Below are 19024 nucleotides of genomic sequence, written 5' to 3' on the forward strand. Positions count from 1 at the left end.
AACGGTTCCCGGCTAGGCAAAGTTTTTAAGACTATTTTTTGACTAGGCTTTCCGTGGCCATACGGCAAGCCGCTTTTTGAACGGCGTTGGAGTTATGCCGGGTATGGCACCCCACGGACATCTGGTGCCCACGGTCTTCCCAGGTAGTCCATTCCACCAAGGAGCCGTCCCCAGGGTCTTCGGTATAGGTCAGTCGCCCGGCCTCATCGGTGGCATCGCGAAGCGCCGGATCTTCGTCGACCTGCGCGTGAATTTCTTTAAACAGGGCATCTGCCGGCACGTTAAACATCTCATCCGCCGCCAGCAGGATGCGTAGGTTCGGGTCTTCGCCGGTGGCGGTGACCAGACCATCTTCCACCTTGGTGTGGAACCCACTGGGGACGACTACTGACATTCCCTCCACGTCTAAGCGCTTTTCACCTGGGTTCAATTCGTCACTGCCGGAATCTGACGCGCCTGGCATTCCTGTTTGTGGCGAAGCTGGCGCGGACTCCGTTGCGCGCTCGCGGCTTGGCTCGGCGGCGCGGGGTTGCGGGTGCGATGCCTCCGAAGCGGCGTCGTCATCGCCTGAAGCTTGGGCACCAATGGCCCACCAAGAAGCTCCGGCCACGGCGATGATGACCACGGCAATTGCCACATGAAAGATATCGATGACTCCGAGCCAACCGTGCAGGCGGTCGGTCCAGCGTGGCGTTACTGGCTCGTCGTAGGCAGGTGCCTCCATCACCGTAGTGGGAGGCGCTGAATCCGTGGCTTCAGGAACCGGGTGAGGAGGCGAACCGAGTGGGTCCGGAGCCGCTAGCGGGGAGACGGTTGGTTCTGGGTCGATGAGGCGCACACCGGTGACTTCCAATTGCCGGCAAATGATGGCGGTGGCTTCTTGCGTAATGTCCGTGCCGGAAGAGTCTGCCACCACGCAGGCTTCCACGTCGGGCCAGGACGGTCCCGCCATCTTGGATATTTGATCCATGACTTGGCCTAAAGCCCAGCCTTCCACAATGCCGGTTCCCGGCAGGTCATAGCGGTAGACCGTTTCGGGCCCTTCAAAGATGGTGGCCGCATCCAGGATGGTGACGGTAATGGGGCCGGCGGTGGTCTCCCCACCAGTAGGGATAGGGGTCTCGGTTGGCGTATGCGGACTGAGATTGGTGCTCATTTACTTCTCTCCTTCTAGGTACACCGCTTGGGCGACGCCGAGGTTTTCACCGCGGATGCTCCACTGACCGCGGCCGGGTGGTTGGTGGCAGGGCTTGAGTCCGAAGATGGTTCCTTCGTCGCGGTCGGCGTCGAAAAGCAGCAGCGCCGGCTGCAGATCGCGCACCGCGGAAAAGAATTGACCAAAGAGTGCACGGCCGATGCCGCCGGATTTGCGAGCGATAACAAGGTGCAGGCCAATGTCGCGGGCATGGGGAAGCAAGTCCAGCAGTGGCGAGAGGGCAATATCGCTCAGCAGGTCCGCATCATCGATAACTAGGTAAATGTCTGGGCCCTGCCACCAATCTCGTGCGGCGAGCTGCGCCGGGGTAATATCCGGGCCAGGCAGGCGAGATTCCAGGGTCCGGACTGTATCGACAATGGCCTCTTGCGCACTCGACTGCGTCGCGGCGTAGGCAGCAACCATGTTCTGGTCCAAGGTTCCCAGGTGGGCTCGCCGCTGGTCGATGACCACAAGGCGGGCGTCTTCCCGCGCAAAATTGCTGATCCCACGCATTATCTGCGCCAGGAAGGTGGACTTGCCACACCCCTGCGCCCCGATTGCCACAAGGTGCGGCTCACGAGACGGATTCCAGGTCAGCGTATCGAGGTCGCGCCCGCCGATGCCCCAGGCGATCTCGCCGGTGGGCACGCCCCCTTGAGCTGCGAGTGCGGACGGGGTAAGCACGGCAGGCAGCATCTTGAGCGGTGGAACTGGATCAGCCGCAGCATGCACGCGGCAGATGTGGGCGATGTCCTGGTTGGAGGTGCGAGCTAAGAGCATATTCTCACCCGCCAAGGTGAGCCCGCGGCCCGGCGCGCTGGGGAGCTTTTGCTGTAGTTTGCGGTCGATGAGCGAATCCAAGGCCTCACCCAGGCGCAGCTCGAGGCGGTTGGCAATGAGATCGCGGATAGCGGGGCGCATCGTGGTCCACCGCGAAGTGGCAATGACGACATGCACGTGTGCGGAGGCGCCATCGGCGACGATCTCGGTGACCTTCTCCGCTATGTCTTCAAACTCCGCATTCGAGGTACCAATGTGGTGCCAGCCATCAATGACAAGGAAGGTTGCGCACTCTTCGGGGCGGCGGATAAAGCCAGCTACTTCGTCGACGATGCGCCGTACCTTTTCGCCCTCCTCGCGCCCGGCAACTCCGGCGACGTGGGGCAGGCGCTCCAGGGATGCTAGCTGACCACCGCCAAGATCGATGACGTAAAAGCGTGCCGCCTGGGGGTCATGCCGTAGAGCTAGCGCAGAGACGATGGTGCGCAGCGCACTCGATTTACCGGACTGCGGGCCACCACACAGGGCCATGTGTCCACCGTGCTGGGTGAAATCAATAATCAACTCATCCTGGCGTTGGTAATACGGCCTATCGATAATGCCGATGGGCGCACGCAGCGGCCCTTGGTCCGCTGTGGGCGAGACTGCACCCGCGTCATCTGCACCGGAAAGCCCCGGCAACGCTGATAGCTCAATGACCGGCGGTAGCGGCGGCAGCCAGATGCGGTGCGCCGATTGATCGCGCATGTGGGCCTCTTCTGCTGCGGCGCGCACGACCTCAGTAAGCACAGTGGTGGAGTCATCAAGAACCACCGCAGCGCTAGTATTGTCCTCTTCCTGGGACCAGCCTTGAAAGAGCTGCACCCGGCCTCGGGTTGGGGCTGGGTGGTCCATGGAGGCGTCGGCAAGCGCCCGGCGCGGCAGGGGCCCTGACACGTAAGAAGCTTGGAAGCGGGTCAAGGCCTCGGCATCGGATTTTAGGTAGCCCGCGCCGGGCTGGCCGGGCAGGTGGTAGGCATCGGTCACGCCCAACACCTGGCGGGATTCCGCTGAGGAGAAGGTTTTCAGGCCGATTCGGTAGGACAAGTGGGAATCTAGCCCCCGCAAGCGGCCTTCTTCGAGCCTTTGGGAGGCCAAAAGCAGGTGTACGTGGAGACTGCGCCCCAAGCGGCCGACGGCGACGAAGAGTTCCGCGAAATCCGGGTGCTGGCCCAAAAGCTCCGAGAACTCATCGACGACGATAACCAAGGCCGGCAGCGGCCCGTGCTCACGCACGGCGGTGGCAGAAGCGTTGTACTCACTGACATTGGCAAAGTTTCCGGCGGTGCGCAGCAGCTCTTGGCGCCGGTTCATCTCGCCAGAGATGGCATCGTACATGCGCTCTACCAGAGTAGATTCCTCCTCCAGGTTGGTGATCACCGCGGAAGTATGCGGCAGGCGGTCGCAGCCTAAGAATGTCGCGCCGCCCTTGAAATCCACGAGCACGAGGTTAAGTTCGTCCGGACTATGGGTAGCCGCCAGCGCGGTGACAAGGGTGCGCAGCAGCTCGGATTTGCCGCTGCCGGTCGCACCAATGCACAGTCCGTGCGGGCCCATACCGCCGTGGGCCGATTCCTTGAGATCTACCGTGACGGGCTGGCCCACCGTATCGATGCCGATAGGCACCATGAGACGCGCCGACCCCTCCCGGCCATGCCACATGCCACTGGCCGCTAACTCTTCCACATCGCGATAGCCCAGAAGGCCCATAAGGTCACTGCCGCGCCGGCCAGAAGTGCTATCGGGGCGGCGGTAGGAGGCCATACTGCGCGCAAGCAATGTCGCGCCGGCCGCACTCATTCCGTCGGGAGAACCAAGGTCTTCCACCCCTGCCGCGGTGACCACCTGCAGCTGCTCCCCTGCCACGAGGCTTAGGCCTTCGTGCTCAGCGCGTACCCCCAGCGCCGAAGACGGCGCCCCACCAACCTCAATGATGGTGGTATAGGAATCATCGTGGAAAAAGTCTTCGGTGCCCGTGGTCAGCACGCCATCGACTATGAGGATACGAAAGCGCGCCTTTTCCGGTGTGCGCGCATGGGGCAGCCACTTCAGCCACTCCCACTGGCCGCCGATGGCCTCGATACCGCAGGTTTCCGGGCCATGCGCCAACGCTATCTGCATCACCATTGCGCGCACCAAATCGCGGGAGGGATCTGCGGGCTCTTCGCCCCGAGTCGACGCCATACCGGACACGGACAAGAAGCGAAAGGCCTGCAGTTGGATAACCACCGGCATATCGGGCACAGTGCCCACCGCCTTAATTGTCTGGCGCATGCTTACCGCACACACCGGGTCCAGGTCTTCAGTGGCGCCGGAATCCGGCACGTTGATGGGGGTGCACAACGTCGTTGGTCCAGTTCCCACGCGTACCTCGAGGGCGTCCGAGTCATCCGGGCCACGCTCCCACATGCGGCGCGAGCCGACTAGAGTGCTAAGTTCCACCGGTGCCGGGTGGCGATAGCTTTCATGTGCACGCTGCGCCGAGGCATTGCGCAGCGCCTTTTCCCGCAAGGCTTTGATGTGGCGCAGGTAGGTGCGCCGGGTTTCATCCGGATCCTGCCCGCTGTTATTGGGCCCGAACATCATGGCCATGCTCGCCAGCATCATCAATGGAAACATCAAGGCCATCGGGCTAATCTGCCGGGATTCCCCAGCGCCTAACACCATGAGGGCGACCATTCCGAGCATCGCCGCAATCATCACCACCGGAAGCAACAGCCGCACCAGCGGCACCGGTTGCGGGCGCACCGCCTCCGGGACTTCCTCCGCCTCGATGCTGCCGGTGGGCAGTGGCGGCGCAGCATCCCGCAATGGCATGGTCAACGGCTCAATGACGCGGGTATCCCCGATCCCAAGCATGCCTAAATAACCTCCCCCGAGCCACGCGCCAAGCGCCCTTGGCCCCCTGCCAAGATTCCCCGCGCTGCGGTGGACACGTCGCCACTAGTAAGCCACAATATGTGACATTGGGCAAGGGGGACGCCCACAATCCATACATTTTTCGGGGGACATCATGACTACTGCAACGGCGCATCATCTGCGCCTTACCGTTCGCATTCATGCCGGCGCCTTCCACAAGGAGGCGGACGTGGCGCTACCGCTAAGCTCCAGCGTGGGAGAGCTTTTGGCGGAGATCACTGACTTGGTGGATGCGCCCACCATTTCTGAACCCTGGCGCGCCAGTACAGCCTCCGGCCGCGCCATCGATCTCACCGCCCCTCTGGCTGCCACTGCGCTCACGGAAGGCTCAATTCTTGTTATTAGTCCGCGCGAGCGCCGGCCTGCACCGGTGATTCGGGATGCGGCGGAATCGCTCGCCGCCGCGGCTGAGGAGGATACTACCGCCGCCCTTCCCACCATCTGGGCATGGGCAGGGCTGCTTGCCGCCTTCGCCCTAGTGTGGGTTAGCACCCTTCCCCTAGCGGCGTGGGCGGCGTTGAGCGCTGGAGCCCTGTTGCTCGCCTTGTGGACCCGTGCCCTATCACTGGTGCACCTTAGCCTGGTAGCCGGCATGGCGTGTGGCTGGGAGGTGATTTCGCCCTCGCTTGGCGAAGCCCCCTTTGCCGCACTCACCGCCTGCGTCGCCCTCCTCATCGTACTGCTTGCCTGCCACGTCACCGGGTTGAGCACGGTTCGCACTACCGCCGTGGCACTCACCGTCTCGGTACTGTTGTTGGTCGCGGCTTTGGGCTACCTGCTGCCCGGACCAGGGACGGGTCTCCAAGGCAGCCACGGTACGGCGGCAGCCGCCTGCGTGGTAATCGCCGGCATTATCCTGCTGGCCGCAGCTCCTGCGCTGACCGTTGCCACCGCTGGGCTCAAAGTCCCGCAGCTGCCCACGGCCGGACAAGACCTCGCGGTTTCGGATGCCGTCCAGCCGGATGTCGATATCCGTGCCCGGCGCGCCGGCAGCGCCTATGAGGGAATGTGCTGCGGACTGTCGCTCTGTCTCATTCCGGCCCTGATCGCCCTCTCGCTGACGGGCAGTGGTCCGGCCTTGGCACCGACGAGCGGCGCGCCTGATGCTCTCGCCGAGTACGTTGCGGTGCTCTTTGGCGCTGAGCACACCGGCGTGGGTTTCGTCCAAGCACTCTGCGTGACCACCGCGGGTGCCGTCGTCATGCATGCTGCCCGGCACGGTCGTGCGTTGGCTAGCTGGGCCCTGATGCTGCTGGCGATGACCGCCTGTCTCGCTACGTGCTTATGCGCTACCCACGCGGTGGCGAATTCCGGCCTTGCCGATGCCTGGGCACCCATCCTTGTTGCCTGCCTGGTTCTCCTCGCCATGCTGAGCGCCCCGGTGTGGGCACCCAAGGTGGCTGGGCTCGAGCCCACCACCATCGCGTGGTTTGAGCGCATAGAATCCCTGGCCATTGCCGCTAGTTTGCCACTGGCCGCGCACCTAGCCGGTGTCTTCGTGCTCATTAGGGGGCTTGGATAATGCGCGTGCTACCTACCGCTTTAGTAGTTGCATTCGCTGCGGGACTGACTGCTGCTCCCTACGCGGCCGCGCGCGAACCGGACCGCGAATGCGCCGCCGCGCATTCCTCACCGCTTTCGCCCCAACCAAGCGAGGAGCAGCTAGACTACCGGGCCCGTCTACATTCCTTTGCTACCGGGGAAGGCATCAAAGTAGCCGTTATCGATACTGGCGTGGCCCGTCACGATCAACTGCGACATCTCAGCAGTGGCGCGGACCTTGTCGCGCCAGAGGCCCCAGAGCCGCATCGCGATTGCGACCTGCACGGTACCGTCGTGGCCGGTGTCATTGCCGGACACGATATCGGTATCGCCCCGCGAGCAGAGATTTACGCTGTGCGCCAGACCAGCGCGCACTACCGCCAGGAAGCGGAAGACAGTACCACCGGCTCGCTGGACACCTTGGCCCGCGCCATTGATGACGCCGCCGCTGCCGGTGCCCGCGTCATCAACATCTCCGTTGTCTCCTGTGTCCCGCCGGATGTGGCCGCGCAGGTCGATACTTCCCGATTGGACCGTGCTTTGGCACATGCGGAAGACTCCGGCGCTGTGGTGATCGCGGCCTCCGGCAATGCGTCCTCTGGCAGCTGTGAGATGGGTGACCGCGTCTTTCCGGCGGATTCGCCCACGGTGCTCTCAGTAAGCGCCCTCGCGGATTCACACGAACTCGCTGACTACTCTCTGAACTCGGCCGATGGCCCCCAGCTCGCTGCGCAAGGGTTCATTCCGCTAGCGCTCAACCCCGCGGGTGGATGGGCCGATGGTAAGGAAGGCACGGACGGAACGGCGCAGTTCCATGGCACCTCCTTTGCCGCGCCGGTGGTCAGCGGCACCGCTGCCCTCTTGGCGCAGCGATTTCCCGATGATAGCCCGGCCGCCCTCCGTAAACGCTTGGAGGACGCCGCGGAGCCAGGCCACGGCTTCATCGACCCACTCACCGTGCTCACTCACGTGGAAGCGGGCGCGGACGTCGATACCCGAGCTATGACCATCCGCCCCGCTAACGAAGGCGACTCGCGCGCCCCCACACGCAGTGCCTGGGTGCTGGGTGGGTTGACGCTGGCGCTTGCCGCGTGGGCGGTGTGGCGCGGGCTGCGGCCTAAGAACTAACCTGCAGAGCCTGCTCACGGTTGAGCGCGGAGCCTTCCGGCAGCAAGCGCAGGATCTCCCACGGCACCTGCGCGCCCACGCCGGTACCAAGGGCTTCCAAGGTCTCTTTGTCCTTGACCTCGTGCCGCTGCCCCGTGGGTGAGACCACGTGATAGCCATGGCCGCTGTCTACGCCTACGCCACCGGCGTTGAGCCCACCAAAGCGATGGGCCACCGACTCACCTGCCAAGGCGACGGTGCCTGCTTGGGCAGGTACCACTACCCCGCCGCCCTCGTTAGCAGCGCACATCCAGCCATCGTCCGGGCTTAAGAAGCGGAAGGACGTGGAAGGAAGGTTGAGGTTTAAGGGGGCGTCGGCAAGCGCGGCCATCTCCTGCGGCGTGGCTGTCGTCTCCTTGGCGCCTACGCCTGCGAGCATCTCCGCCTGCGGAGGCGTGAGCTCCGCTACGCCCTCGGCCGTACGCGCCCACAGGCTCTGCCCAGTATCGACAACCTCGGGCGGATCGGACGGAAAGTTCAGCGGTGGCAGCTCCGCAAAGGCATTGAGCAGCTCAGGCGGCACGGGCCAGGTGTGGGTGTCATCGTCCACGCCCATCGCCCGGCGCACGACGCGCCCTTCGGTGCTGGAGGAATCTGGCAACGCCACGCGGCCTTCCTCTGTGATAAGCCACTGCGTGCCCTCGGATTCCACCAGTGCGGCGCGCTCCTCACCGAGGCTTTTCTGCTCGGGCTCAGCAAGGACAATAACCTCCTGCGACGCTACTTGGTGGCCGCCGATGCTGGTCGGGTTTTCTGTAGACGGCGCCTCATCCTTGCCGGCCAAACACGCTACCCATCGCTGCTGGGGATTCTCGCCTGCCGCCGCGAGGTACCCAGGAGCATCCGAGATACCCACCGGTGAGCCCAGTAGCGCTTCTTGCAGGTGCTCATCCCCAATGGTCTGCGCCTCGACCGCCTGCCCGGCGATTATGCGCGCCGACGCCAAGTTGAAGACTGGGTGGTAGGTGTCGTTGACATCCACAAAGAGCTGGCCCTGCTCCGAGCGCACAATCGGCGCATCACCCGGCTGCGGGCTCGGCTGCAGCCATGCCAACATACCGGACCCCACCGCAAGGAAGGCGACGCCGACCCCGCCGAAAAGGAGCGCTTTGCGGCGCCTAGCCAATGGATCGTGAATCATGCGGATATCGCCTAAGACAAGCCCATGCTCGACGCGGCGGCGCAAGAATTTATGGCCCGATACCTGGGCCTTGGTAGTAGGCAGCGGACGTGCCATGATTTCCCCCGAAAAGTCTGTGTACACCCAGCACACAGGCTATCCCAGGTAAGCACTGGCTGCCACTTGGGCGCTAGTCAGCGCTGCGCCTTTCGCGGGTGACCTCAGCGCGAGCGGCCAGCTGGTCAGCCGCCGGATAATCAACGGCGACCAGCGATAGCCCCTTTGCCGGGGCCACGGGGATGCTCGACGAGCGCTTCGTCTCCTGCAGCAGTGCCGCGGCGAAGTCGGCATCGCGGCGCCCCTCCCCCACGCGCAGGCAACAGCCCACCAGCGAGCGCACCATCGACCAGCAGAACGCATCGGCACTCACGCGGGCCTCAAAAAGCTCCGGTTCTTCGGGCGTAGAAACGTCGCGCCAGGAAAATTCCTGCAATTCACGGATTGTTGTGGCATTCGGCTTGGCCTTACAAAAGGCCGCAAAATCGTGCAGGCCTACCAGGGCGGTAGCGGCGTCCTGCATGGCATCGATATCCACCGGCTTAATCCATTCGGCCGTATCCCGCGCCCGCGTCGGCAGCGCGCCGCGCGGATTGGTAGTAATCCGATAAATATAGTGCCGACGCAGCGCCGAAAACCGCGCGTCAAAACCCGCGGGTGCGAACTCGCACCCGTGTACTCGAACATCTTCTGGCAGAAGCTTTGCTAGCCGACGCACCAGCTTCGCCGGCTCCCCCGCCACTGAGCGCTGATCCAGCAGCTCCGTGGGGACGTCCACGTGCGCCACCTGGCCACGAGCGTGGACGCCGGCATCCGTGCGCCCAGCTACGGTAAGCGGCACCTCCGTGCGCGCAATCATCGCGAGCTTCTCTTCGAGCACGCCTTGCACCGTGCGCAGGCCACCCTTCTGCTTGGCCCAGCCATGAAAGTCCGTGCCGTCATAAGCCAAGTCCAGGCGCAGGCGAACGAACCCGTCCGCCGGCCCTTCGGGGGAGGTCGATGCTGCATCTGTCATAGTGGGCTTCATGCTACCGGAGTGTTGACTGCCCGCCGGCGCTGGGTCTGGGTCGTTCGTGCGCTGAGCCCTGGTTGGGTGCGGACATGAAAAAGCCGCCGCCCTCCCACGGGTGGGAAAGGCGGCGGCCACGCGCTAGGGCCGAAGGGAAATTACTTCTCCTCGGACTCCTCAGCTGCGGTCTCCTCGGCAGGTGCCTCGGTCTCAGCAGCCTCGTCTGCCTTAGCTTCCTCAGCCTCAGCGGCCTTGGATGCGGCAGCGCGGGTAGCGCGATTAGCCTCAGAAGTCACGGTCTCCTCGAGAACGAGGGAGATCTGGGACATCGGGGCGTTGTCGCCGGTGCGGTTATCCAGCTTGATGGTGCGGGTGTAGCCACCCTCACGGTTCTCAAACTTCGGGGCAACCTCGTCGAACAGGTAAGAAACAACATCCTTGCGCGGGATGAGCTTCAGAACTGCGCGGCGGTCAGCAACGGTGCCGGACTTAGCCTTGGTGATGATCTTTTCGATGTACGGGCGAAGGACCTTCGCCTTGGCATCGGTGGTCTTGATAGCGCCGTGCTCGATCAGGCTGGCTGCCAAGTTGCTCAGCATGTGAGCCTGCTGCTTGGCGGAGCCGCCGAGACGGGCACCCTTCTTAGGGGTTGGCATTGTGTACTCCTCGTATGCGGTAAAAGTTGAGCGCGCGGCAATTAGGTCATTGCCGCAAGTCAGCGGGGTTCTTTACTCGGAATCCTCAGCAGCCGGATCCTTGAAATCACCGGTTTCTGCGTCGTAGCCCTCGAGCTGGGTCGGGTCGAAGTCCTCAGGGGTGTCCTTGAGAGCCAGGCCCAGGTTAGCCAGCTTGATCTTTACCTCATTGATCGACTTCTGGCCGAAGTTGCGGATATCCAGCAGGTCGGACTCGGTGCATTCAGCGAGCTCGCCCACGGTGTGGATCTCCTGACGCTTCAGGCAGTTATAAGAGCGGACGGAGAAGTTCAGGTCCTCGATCGGCATGCCATAAGCAGCGATGTACTCGGTCTCCTGCGGGGAGGGTCCGATCTCGATGCCTTCGGCAGCGTTGTTCAGCTCGCGGGCCAGGCCGAAGAGCTCGACCAGGGTGCCGCCGGCGGAAGCCAGGGCATCGCGTGCAGAAATCGAGTTCTTGGTTTCGACGTCGATGGTCAGCTTGTCAAAGTCGGTGCGCTGCTCAACACGAGTTGCCTCGACCTTGTAGGAGACCTTGAGGACCGGGGAGTAAATCTGGTCGACCGGGATGCGGCCGATCTCACCGGAGGTAGGAGCGGCTGGGACATAGCCACGGCCGCGCTCGACGACGAGCTCAATGTCCAGCTTGGCGGTGTCATTCAGGGAAGCGATGTGCAGATCCGGGTTGTGGATCTCCACGCCAGCCGGCGGCTGGATATCGCCCGCGGTGACATCGCCTGGGCCTTCCTTGCTCAGGTACATAACAACCGGCTCATCGGAGTCGGAAGAAAGCACCATGCTCTTGATGTTCAAGATGATCTCGGAAACGTCTTCCTTCACACCGTTGATGGTGGTGAACTCGTGGAGAACACCATCGATCTTGATGGAGGTTACCGCTGCACCCGGAATGGAGGACAGCAGGGTGCGACGCAGCGAGTTACCGAGGGTGTAACCAAAGCCCGGCTCGAGCGGTTCGATAACGAACTTGGAACGAGACGAGTCGATGAATTCCTCGGTGAGCTGAGGACGCTGGGAAATGAGCATTGAAATTCTCCTTTTCGGCGACCGCTATTTGACGCCGGTAGAGGGGTAAAAATCTTCGGGATTGAAGATTCCTGGTTATCCGCCAGGCCATTACAGGCCGTGCGGTATAACAGTTTACTTCGAGTAAAGCTCGACGATGAGCTGCTCCTGCAGCGGAATGTCGATCTGAGCGCGCTCGGGCAGCTGGTGCACGAGGATGCGCAGGGTATCAGGAACAACCTGCAGCCATGCCGGTACGTTGGCATCGATGAGGGCGTCCTGAGCATCTTCGAACCATTCCATCTTCTTGGAGCGGTCACGGACATCGATGATGTCGTACTGGGTGACCTTGTAGGAAGGAACGTTGATGTTCTTGCCGTTCACGGTGAAGTGACCGTGGGAGACAAGCTGGCGAGCCTGGCGGCGGGTGCGTGCCAGACCTGCACGGTAAACTACGTTGTCCAGGCGGGACTCGAGCAGGATAACCAGGTTATCGCCGGTCTTGCCCGGGAGGCGGTTGGCCTCTGCGTAGTAGCGACGGAACTGACGCTCCAGCACACCGTAGGTGTACTTTGCCTTCTGCTTCTCCTGCAGCTGCAGCAGGTACTCAGATTCCTTGATGCGGTTGCGGCCAGCCTGTCCCGGTGGGTACGGGCGGCGCTCGAATGCCATATCGCCGCCGACCAAGTCGACGCGAAGACGGCGGGATACGCGGGTAGCGGGGCCAGTGTAACGAGCCATTTTCTTACCTCTTCCTTTCCCTTAAACCTTGCGACGCTTGGTCGGACGGCAGCCGTTGTGCGGCTGTGGGGTTGCATCCGTGATCGAGGAAACCTCGAGGCCTGCAGCCTGCAGGGAACGGATGGCGGTCTCGCGGCCGGAGCCCGGACCCTTGACGAATACGTCAACCTTCTTCATGCCATGATCCATTGCCTTGCGTGCAGCATTCTCGGCTGCCATCTGAGCGGCGAACGGAGTGGACTTACGGGAACCCTTGAAGCCAACGTGGCCGGAGGATGCCCAAGAGATAACAGCACCGGTCTGATCGGTGATCGAGACGATGGTGTTATTGAAGGTGGACTTGATGTATGCGTGGCCGAGGGCCACATTCTTCTTTACGACGCGACGGCCGGAACGGCGCGCGCCGGAACGAGTCTTTGGAGGCATGAATTACTTCTTCTTTCCTGCGATCGTCTTCTTCGGACCCTTACGAGTGCGCGCATTGGTCTTGGTGCGCTGGCCACGTACAGGCAGGCCACGGCGGTGGCGCAGACCCTTGTAGCTTCCGATTTCAATCTTGCGGCGGATATCAGCCTGAACCTGACGGCGGAGGTCACCCTCAACCTTCCAGGTAGCCTCAATTGCGTCACGGAGCGCCGACAGCTGGTCATCATCCAGGTTGTCAGTGCGCAGGTCAGGAGAAATGCCAGTCTTTTCTAGCAGTTCCTTGGCACGGGTTGGACCGATGCCGTAGATGTAGGTGAGAGCGACCTCCATGCGCTTATTGCGGGGGAGGTCAACACCAGCTAGACGTGCCATATGGCGTGTCCTTTCGGGTTGTTACGGCGGTTTTCTCCCCATCCGTCCCGCTCCATGCAACGCTTCGCCCGGACCGTGCCGGGAATCCTTGGGTTGCTTACCAGTGCGGGCTCAGGCCACCGTAGCCTGAGGTGGACAGAGTGAACCTACGGGTTCACCCTTGGGTGAGGAGGCTTACTGTCTTTACTTGTAGCGGTAGACGATGCGTCCGCGGGTCAGGTCATAAGGAGACAGCTCTACAACCACACGGTCCTCTGGGAGGATGCGAATGTAGTGCTGACGCATCTTGCCAGAAATATGTGCAAGAACCTTGTGTCCATTGTCGAGCTCGACACGGAACATTGCGTTGGGCAAAGGCTCGATAATGCGGCCTTCTACCTCGATTGCGCCTTCCTTAGCCATAACCTCTACTTTTCTGGCGACGGACAAGTGTGCCGTCACCTGCATGTTTGTTGTCTACTGCGGTGGCGTATCCGCGCCAGGCTCGCTGACGCTATACACCGACTTAACAGCATACGCTGCAGCGACACGTTTTCCAAACCGCTGCGCTTTCCGACGCCCCGCTCACTCGCCCGTCCCTCACCTTAAGCCAGCAAAATCCCCCGAACCGATTCTCCTTCTCGGGAGCTGGTTCGGGGGATGAGGCTTTCGCTTAAGCGCGGGCCTTAGTAGATAAAGACCTTATCGCCAACCTGCACATTATCCCAGTAGCGCTTTGCAGCGTCTGGTGGCAGGTGAACGCAACCATTGGAGTCTACGGCCGGGTCATCCAGGTGGAAGGCGTGACCGTTATTGGTGAAGTAGATGGAGTACGGCATCGGCGCGTTATTGAACTCGCGGGAAATCTCATGCTCTACCTTGCGGGTCACGTGGAAAGTGCCACGTGGGGTTTCCTGACCGCGCATGCCGGCGGACATTGCCGGGGACACGTAGGACACCTTGCCGCCATCCTGCAGCCAGGTGCGTCGACCATTCAGGTCGACACAAACCTTCGCATCGGCCGGGCACGGGCCACGGTCGAACTGGTTGGCGCGGCGCTGTGCTTCCGCCTTGCGTGCCGCAGCCTCAGAGCGAGCCTTCTCGGCAGCGACGCGCTCAGCGTTGGCGCGAGCAGCGGCCTCGCGGGCCTTGCGCGCTTCCTCATTCTTCTGTGCAATCAAGCCTGGGAAGAGGAATTCTACGGCGCCGTCCACAGCGGTCTGGACGCTAGGTGCCAGTTCCGGGGAGAACTTCTCTGCTTGGTCCAGGATCTGGTTGCGGGTATTCCAGGCCTGCTCGCGGCTCTGGCCGTAGAAGTTATCCAGCTGCTTCTTTGCCTCAGCGGTGAGCTGATCCAGGCCGGACTGGGAAGAGAACTGAGCGAGGTCGGAGTTTGCCTTGGAGCTGAGCTGATCCAGGTTCGGCATCTCCTGGGCGGTAGCGGCAGGAGCCGCAATGGTGGTGCTCAAGGCCACCACGCCAGCGACTGCGGGCGCTGCAACCGTGGCACGGATCTTGCGGAAGCTAAATTTAGACATGGCTGTGAGTATAAACCTTTCAGGGGCATATGCCTAGTGCAACAGGCATATCGGGGAATAAATGTCAGTAGCGGCGGGTAAGAATACGGGGCCCATCGGCGGTCGCGGCCACCGTATGCTCCCAGTGAGCGGCAAAGGAGCCATCGAGGGTAACGACCGTCCAGTCATCCTCTAGCACGGCAGAATCCTCTGTGCCCAAAGTTAGCATGGGTTCAATAGCTAGGACGGAACCTTCTTGGATCAGCGGGCCGCGGCCCGGGCGGCCCTCGTTGGCCAGGTAAGGATCCTCGTGCATGGTGCGTCCGATGCCGTGACCGCCATAGCCATCCACGATGAAAAGATCCACGCCGAACTTCTGCTCGGCCCGGCGGGTGGCTTGCTCTAGGGCATGGGAGACGTCGGTAAGCAGATTGCCCGGAACCATAGCCTGCATGCCCTCCATAAGGACATACTCGGTGGCCCTATTGAGGGCCGCGACATCAGCATCGAGCTCACCCACTGCAAAGGACCAAGCGCTATCGCCTACCCAACCATCGAGCGTGGCACCGCAATCGATGGACACCAAGTCGCCTTCTGCCAGGATGGTTTCCTCATCCGGAATGCCGTGCACGATGACGTCATTAACGGAAGCACAGATGGAGCCCGGAAATCCTTCGTACCCCTTGAAGGTGGGATAGGCGCCGGCATCGCGAATGGTCTGCTCAGCCACCGCATCCAGCTCGAGGGTAGATACGCCAGACGCCGCAGCAGCGCGGACTTCCTGCAGTGCCTTGCCAACAATCTCGCCGGCGGCCTGCATGGCGTCTAGCTCGCCCGGGGTGCGGGCGGGGATGCGCTTACTGCGGCGTCGAAAAGCCATGCTTACTTACCCAGTGCTTCCATCGCACGGGCGTTGATTTCCTCCACGGCGCCTTCGGCCTTGATGGAGATGATGGCATCGCCGTAGTGCTCGATAAGCGGGAAGGTTTCCTCGCGGTAGACACCGAGGCGGGTGCGGATAGTCTCCTCATTATCGTCGGCGCGGCCACGGGCCATCATGCGCTCAACAACAACATCCTCAGAGACCTCGAAGTTGAGAACTCCGTCGAGCTTCTCGCCCTTCTTAGCAAGCAGCTCCTCCAAGATGTCTGCTTGCTCGGTGGTACGTGGGAAGCCATCCAGCAGGAAGCCATTCTTGGCGTCATCCTGATTAAGGCGGTCCTCGACCATACGGGCGGTGACGTCGGTAGGTACCAGCTTGCCTGCATCGATGTAGGACTTTGCCTCTACACCCAGCGGAGTGCCTTCGCCAATATTGGCGCGGAACAGGTCGCCGGTGGAGATGTGCGGAACGTTCAGCTTCTCGCTGAGGATAGCTGCCTGGGTGCCCTTGCCGGCACCGGGAGGTCCTAGAAGTACAAGACGCATTACTTAAGTAGTCCTTCGTAGTTGGATTGCAGTAGCTGGGACTCGATCTGCTTGACCGTAGTCAAGGCGACGGAGACCATAATCAGGATGGCCGTACCACCAAAGGCGGAGGTGCCGCTGGCGGAGGAGCTGCCTACGCCGAGGTCCAAGAGGATATTCGGCAGGATGGCGATAAGTGCCAGGTACAGGGCACCCACGCACAGCAGACGGTTCATCACATAACCAAGGTACTCCGCGGTCGGACGGCCCGGGCGAATACCCGGGATAAAGCCGCCGTACTTCTTCATATTATCCGCCTGCTCAGCCGGATCGTACTGGACCGAGACATAGAAGTAAGCGAAGAAGATGGTCAGGACGAAGTACAGCACGATGTACTGCCAGGAGGAAGGTGCCTGCAGGTGCGCGATGACATTGCGCTGCCACCAGTTATCCGGGGTGCCGGGGGAGCCAGAGTTCACAATCTGGGTAATGAGGACCGGCATGTAGATAAGGGAGGAAGCGAAGATGACCGGGATAACGCCGGCCTGGTTGACCTTCAGCGGCAGGTAGGTAGAGGAACCACCGTACTGGCGGCGGCCGACCATGCGCTTTGCGTACTGCACCGGAATGCGGCGCTGGCCCTGCTCGATGAAGGTAATGCCAACAACTAGGACGACCAAGCCGGCTACCACCATGGCGAAGACGAGTCCACCATTGTTCTGCAGGATGCTTGCACCATCGGTGGGCAGGCGGGTTGCGATACCAGCGAAGATGAGCAGGGACATGCCGTTACCGATGCCCTTTTCGGTGATGAGCTCACCCATCCACATCACCAGTACAGCGCCGGAGGTCATGGTGATGACCAAGACGATGAGAGTGAAGAAGTTTCGGTCATCTGCCAAGACCGGTACGCCCTGGCCCAGCAGCTGCTCGCGGTCTGCCAGCGCGACGATGCCGGAGGATTGCAGCAACGCCAACGCGAGGGTCAGGTAGCGGGTGTACTGGGTCATCTTGGCCTGACCGGACTGGCCTTCCTTCTTCAATTCCTCAAAGCGAGGAATGACCACGGTCAGCAGCTGCACAATAATGGACGCCGTAATGTACGGCATGATGCCGATAGCGAAGATCGACAGCTGCAGCAGCGCACCACCCGAGAAGAGGTTGATGACGGAGTAAAGGTCTCCGGACTGCTCGGTCAACTGGCGCAAACGGCCAGCAATAGACGCATAGTCAACACCCGGAGACGGGATCTGTGCACCGACGCGGTACGCGATGATCATCACGATGGTGAAGATGATCTTCTTACGTAGGTCGGCATCCTTGAAAGCCTGGACAATGGCGGACACTACAAAATCCTCCTGGCCTACCGCTGCCGAACGCAAAATCTAGGGAGGGTTTCGCGTTCACACACGGAGGTGGAAACTCATCTACCCCTAGGAAACCACACCCCCTGAGCCAGAAAGCTTAGGGGAAATTCAGGTTTCCTTCAGGGACGGTTGAACACTTATGACCCCATTACCCTACCAGCCTTACCCCACATAGCCACATTAAGACCCAATAGTGTGACCATGATTGCTTGATCTTTCGCGCGTTTTGCATCCGGGGTTTACCATGAGGGGTATTGCCCCCGCGCAATCCCCTTAAATAGTCTCCGACCTCACAGCCTTGCGCTTCGAGGCCGTTATTGGTGTGAACCAAATGTTTCGAAAGAAGTACTTATGAGCAAGAAATTCACGCCGATGACCGTTGCTGAGATCATCGACGTTTTTGTCCCTAGCCCCAACCCCTTCCGCTGGGAGGCCTTTGACGGGTCCGCGACCGGACCAGAAGACGCCCAATACAAGGTGACTATTAATAGCCTTGAGGGCCTCTCTTTTATTGCTACCCATCCCGGCGATGTCGGTTTTGCGCGTGCATATGTCACGGACGGCATCACGGTGCATGGCGATCACCCGGCCCACCCCTATGGAATTTTTGATGCGCTGCATGCCATGTATGACAAATTCCAGAAGCCGGATGTCAAGACCCTGGCGCGCGTTGTTCGCTCCCTAGCATCCATGGGCGCCTTCCAAATCCAGCCGGTCCCCGAGGTGGAGCGCGCTTCATGGCTGCGCCGCAAGCTACACGACGGCCTGTCCAAGCACTCGAAACAGCGCGATGCCGATGTCATTTCTGATCACTATGACGTTGGCAATGATTTCTACGAGCTGTTCTTGGGCGATTCGATGACCTACACCTGCGCCTACTACCCCTCCCCAGACGCCACGCTAGAGGAAGCGCAGGAAAATAAGTACCGCCTCATCTTTGACAAACTCCGCCTCAAAGAGGGCGACCGCCACTTGGATGTGGGCTGCGGCTGGGGCGGTATGGTGCGCTACGCGGCACGCCGCGGCGTGAAGTCCATCGGCGTCACCCTCTCCAAGGAACAGGCCGAGTGGGGCCAGCGCAAGATTGAGGAGGAAGGCCTCCAAGACTTGGCGGAGGTCCGCTTCATGGACTACCGCGATATCACCGAAGAGGGCTTCGATGCTATCTCCGCCATCGGCATTATCGAGCACATTGGCGTGAAGAACTACAACGACTTCTTCAAGTTCCTCCACGGCAAATTGAAGGTCGGTGGCCTGATGCTCAACCACAACATCACCTACCCGGATAATCACAAGACGCCCAAGGGCGGCTTCATTGACCGCTATATCTTCCCTGACGGCGAGCTCACCGGCTCCGGCAATGTCACCAAGGCCATGCAGGACAATGGCTTTGAAGTCATTCACACCGAGTCTCTGCGCTTTGATTACATGCGCACGCTGCACGATTGGTGCGAGAACCTGAAGGACAATTGGGACGAGGCCTGCGCAACCGTGGGCCTGCCCACCGCCCGCCTCTATGGCATTTATATGGCCGGATCTGAGTGGGGCTTTGAGCGCAATATCATCAACCTGTATCACTTCCTCGGCGTCAAGCTGGGCGAGGCCGGTTCCCGCGCCGGCGTTCCCGAGCGCCGCTGGTGGGAAGATAGCCGCTTTTAAGGAGGGG

17 protein-coding genes are annotated in these 19024 nt (G+C 61.4%); 3 read left to right on the top strand and 14 right to left on the bottom strand.

Annotated features, from left to right (window positions below):
* Positions 1-31: 31 nt before the first annotated feature.
* Both QP909_RS02290 and eccCa read right to left on the bottom strand, forming a co-directional pair.
* Positions 32-1156, bottom strand: coding sequence for a type VII secretion-associated protein (locus QP909_RS02290; protein WP_284765996.1), 1125 nt, complete (start codon positions 1154-1156; stop codon positions 32-34).
* A complete protein-coding gene (gene eccCa / locus QP909_RS02295) occupies positions 1157-4876 on the bottom strand; it encodes a type VII secretion protein EccCa (RefSeq protein ID WP_284765997.1) in 3720 nt (1239 codons plus the stop codon).
* Positions 4877-5030: 154 nt separating this feature from the next.
* Here eccCa and eccD point away from each other — a divergent pair, with 154 nt between their 5' ends.
* Entirely contained in the window at positions 5031-6458 is a 1428-nt protein-coding gene (eccD, locus tag QP909_RS02300; protein WP_284765998.1) for a type VII secretion integral membrane protein EccD, read from the top strand.
* The gene (locus QP909_RS02305) at positions 6458-7606 is read left to right on the top strand and encodes a S8 family serine peptidase (RefSeq protein ID WP_284765999.1); all 1149 of its coding nucleotides are present in this window, start codon (positions 6458-6460) and stop codon (positions 7604-7606) included. The genes eccD and QP909_RS02305 overlap by 1 nt, the downstream gene beginning before the upstream one ends.
* Here QP909_RS02305 and eccB read toward each other — a convergent pair.
* The 12 genes from eccB to secY all read right to left on the bottom strand — a co-directional run bounded on the left by eccB (position 7596) and on the right by secY (position 17337).
* Positions 7596-8882 carry a type VII secretion protein EccB gene (eccB, locus tag QP909_RS02310; protein WP_284766000.1) on the bottom strand — a complete coding sequence of 429 codons (1287 nt, stop codon included), beginning with the start codon at positions 8880-8882 and terminating at the stop codon, positions 7596-7598. The two genes, QP909_RS02305 and eccB, sit on opposite strands and share 11 nt — an antisense overlap.
* A 73-nt stretch (positions 8883-8955) precedes the next feature.
* Complete coding sequence (gene truA / locus QP909_RS02315) at positions 8956-9837, bottom strand: tRNA pseudouridine(38-40) synthase TruA (RefSeq protein ID WP_284766001.1); 882 nt, start codon at positions 9835-9837, stop codon at positions 8956-8958.
* Positions 9838-9989: 152 nt separating this feature from the next.
* Entirely contained in the window at positions 9990-10487 is a 498-nt protein-coding gene (gene rplQ, locus QP909_RS02320; RefSeq protein WP_023020595.1) for a 50S ribosomal protein L17, read from the bottom strand.
* Positions 10488-10559: 72 nt separating this feature from the next.
* Complete coding sequence (locus QP909_RS02325) at positions 10560-11570, bottom strand: DNA-directed RNA polymerase subunit alpha (RefSeq protein WP_005322760.1); 1011 nt, start codon at positions 11568-11570, stop codon at positions 10560-10562.
* A 114-nt stretch (positions 11571-11684) separates the two neighbouring features.
* Positions 11685-12290: a 30S ribosomal protein S4 gene (rpsD, locus tag QP909_RS02330; RefSeq protein ID WP_005322762.1), complete on the bottom strand. Its 606-nt coding sequence runs from the start codon at positions 12288-12290 to the stop codon at positions 11685-11687.
* Between the two features lie 21 nt (positions 12291-12311).
* On the bottom strand, positions 12312-12716 hold the full coding sequence (rpsK, locus tag QP909_RS02335; protein WP_005322764.1) for a 30S ribosomal protein S11: 405 nt from the start codon (positions 12714-12716) through the stop codon (positions 12312-12314).
* A gap of 3 nt (positions 12717-12719) precedes the next feature.
* The gene (gene rpsM / locus QP909_RS02340; RefSeq protein ID WP_005322765.1) at positions 12720-13088 is read right to left on the bottom strand and encodes a 30S ribosomal protein S13; all 369 of its coding nucleotides are present in this window, start codon (positions 13086-13088) and stop codon (positions 12720-12722) included.
* Positions 13089-13271: 183 nt separating this feature from the next.
* The gene (gene infA / locus QP909_RS02345; protein WP_004566852.1) at positions 13272-13490 is read right to left on the bottom strand and encodes a translation initiation factor IF-1; all 219 of its coding nucleotides are present in this window, start codon (positions 13488-13490) and stop codon (positions 13272-13274) included.
* 263 nt (positions 13491-13753) lie between these two features.
* Complete coding sequence (locus QP909_RS02350) at positions 13754-14605, bottom strand: L,D-transpeptidase (protein WP_284766002.1); 852 nt, start codon at positions 14603-14605, stop codon at positions 13754-13756.
* Between the two features lie 64 nt (positions 14606-14669).
* On the bottom strand, positions 14670-15464 hold the full coding sequence (map, locus tag QP909_RS02355) for a type I methionyl aminopeptidase (protein WP_284766003.1): 795 nt from the start codon (positions 15462-15464) through the stop codon (positions 14670-14672).
* A gap of 2 nt (positions 15465-15466) precedes the next feature.
* On the bottom strand, positions 15467-16012 hold the full coding sequence (locus QP909_RS02360; RefSeq protein WP_239278104.1) for an adenylate kinase: 546 nt from the start codon (positions 16010-16012) through the stop codon (positions 15467-15469).
* Positions 16012-17337, bottom strand: coding sequence for a preprotein translocase subunit SecY (gene secY / locus QP909_RS02365; RefSeq protein WP_284766004.1), 1326 nt, complete (start codon positions 17335-17337; stop codon positions 16012-16014). The genes QP909_RS02360 and secY overlap by 1 nt, the downstream gene beginning before the upstream one ends.
* Before the next feature lie 372 nt (positions 17338-17709).
* Between secY and QP909_RS02370 the strand changes: the two genes are divergently transcribed.
* A complete protein-coding gene (locus tag QP909_RS02370) occupies positions 17710-19017 on the top strand; it encodes a class I SAM-dependent methyltransferase (RefSeq protein ID WP_284766005.1) in 1308 nt (435 codons plus the stop codon).
* Positions 19018-19024: the final 7 nt, after the last annotated feature.

This window comes from Corynebacterium sp. MSK195, assembly GCF_030228885.1.
Taxonomy (GTDB): domain Bacteria; phylum Actinomycetota; class Actinomycetes; order Mycobacteriales; family Mycobacteriaceae; genus Corynebacterium.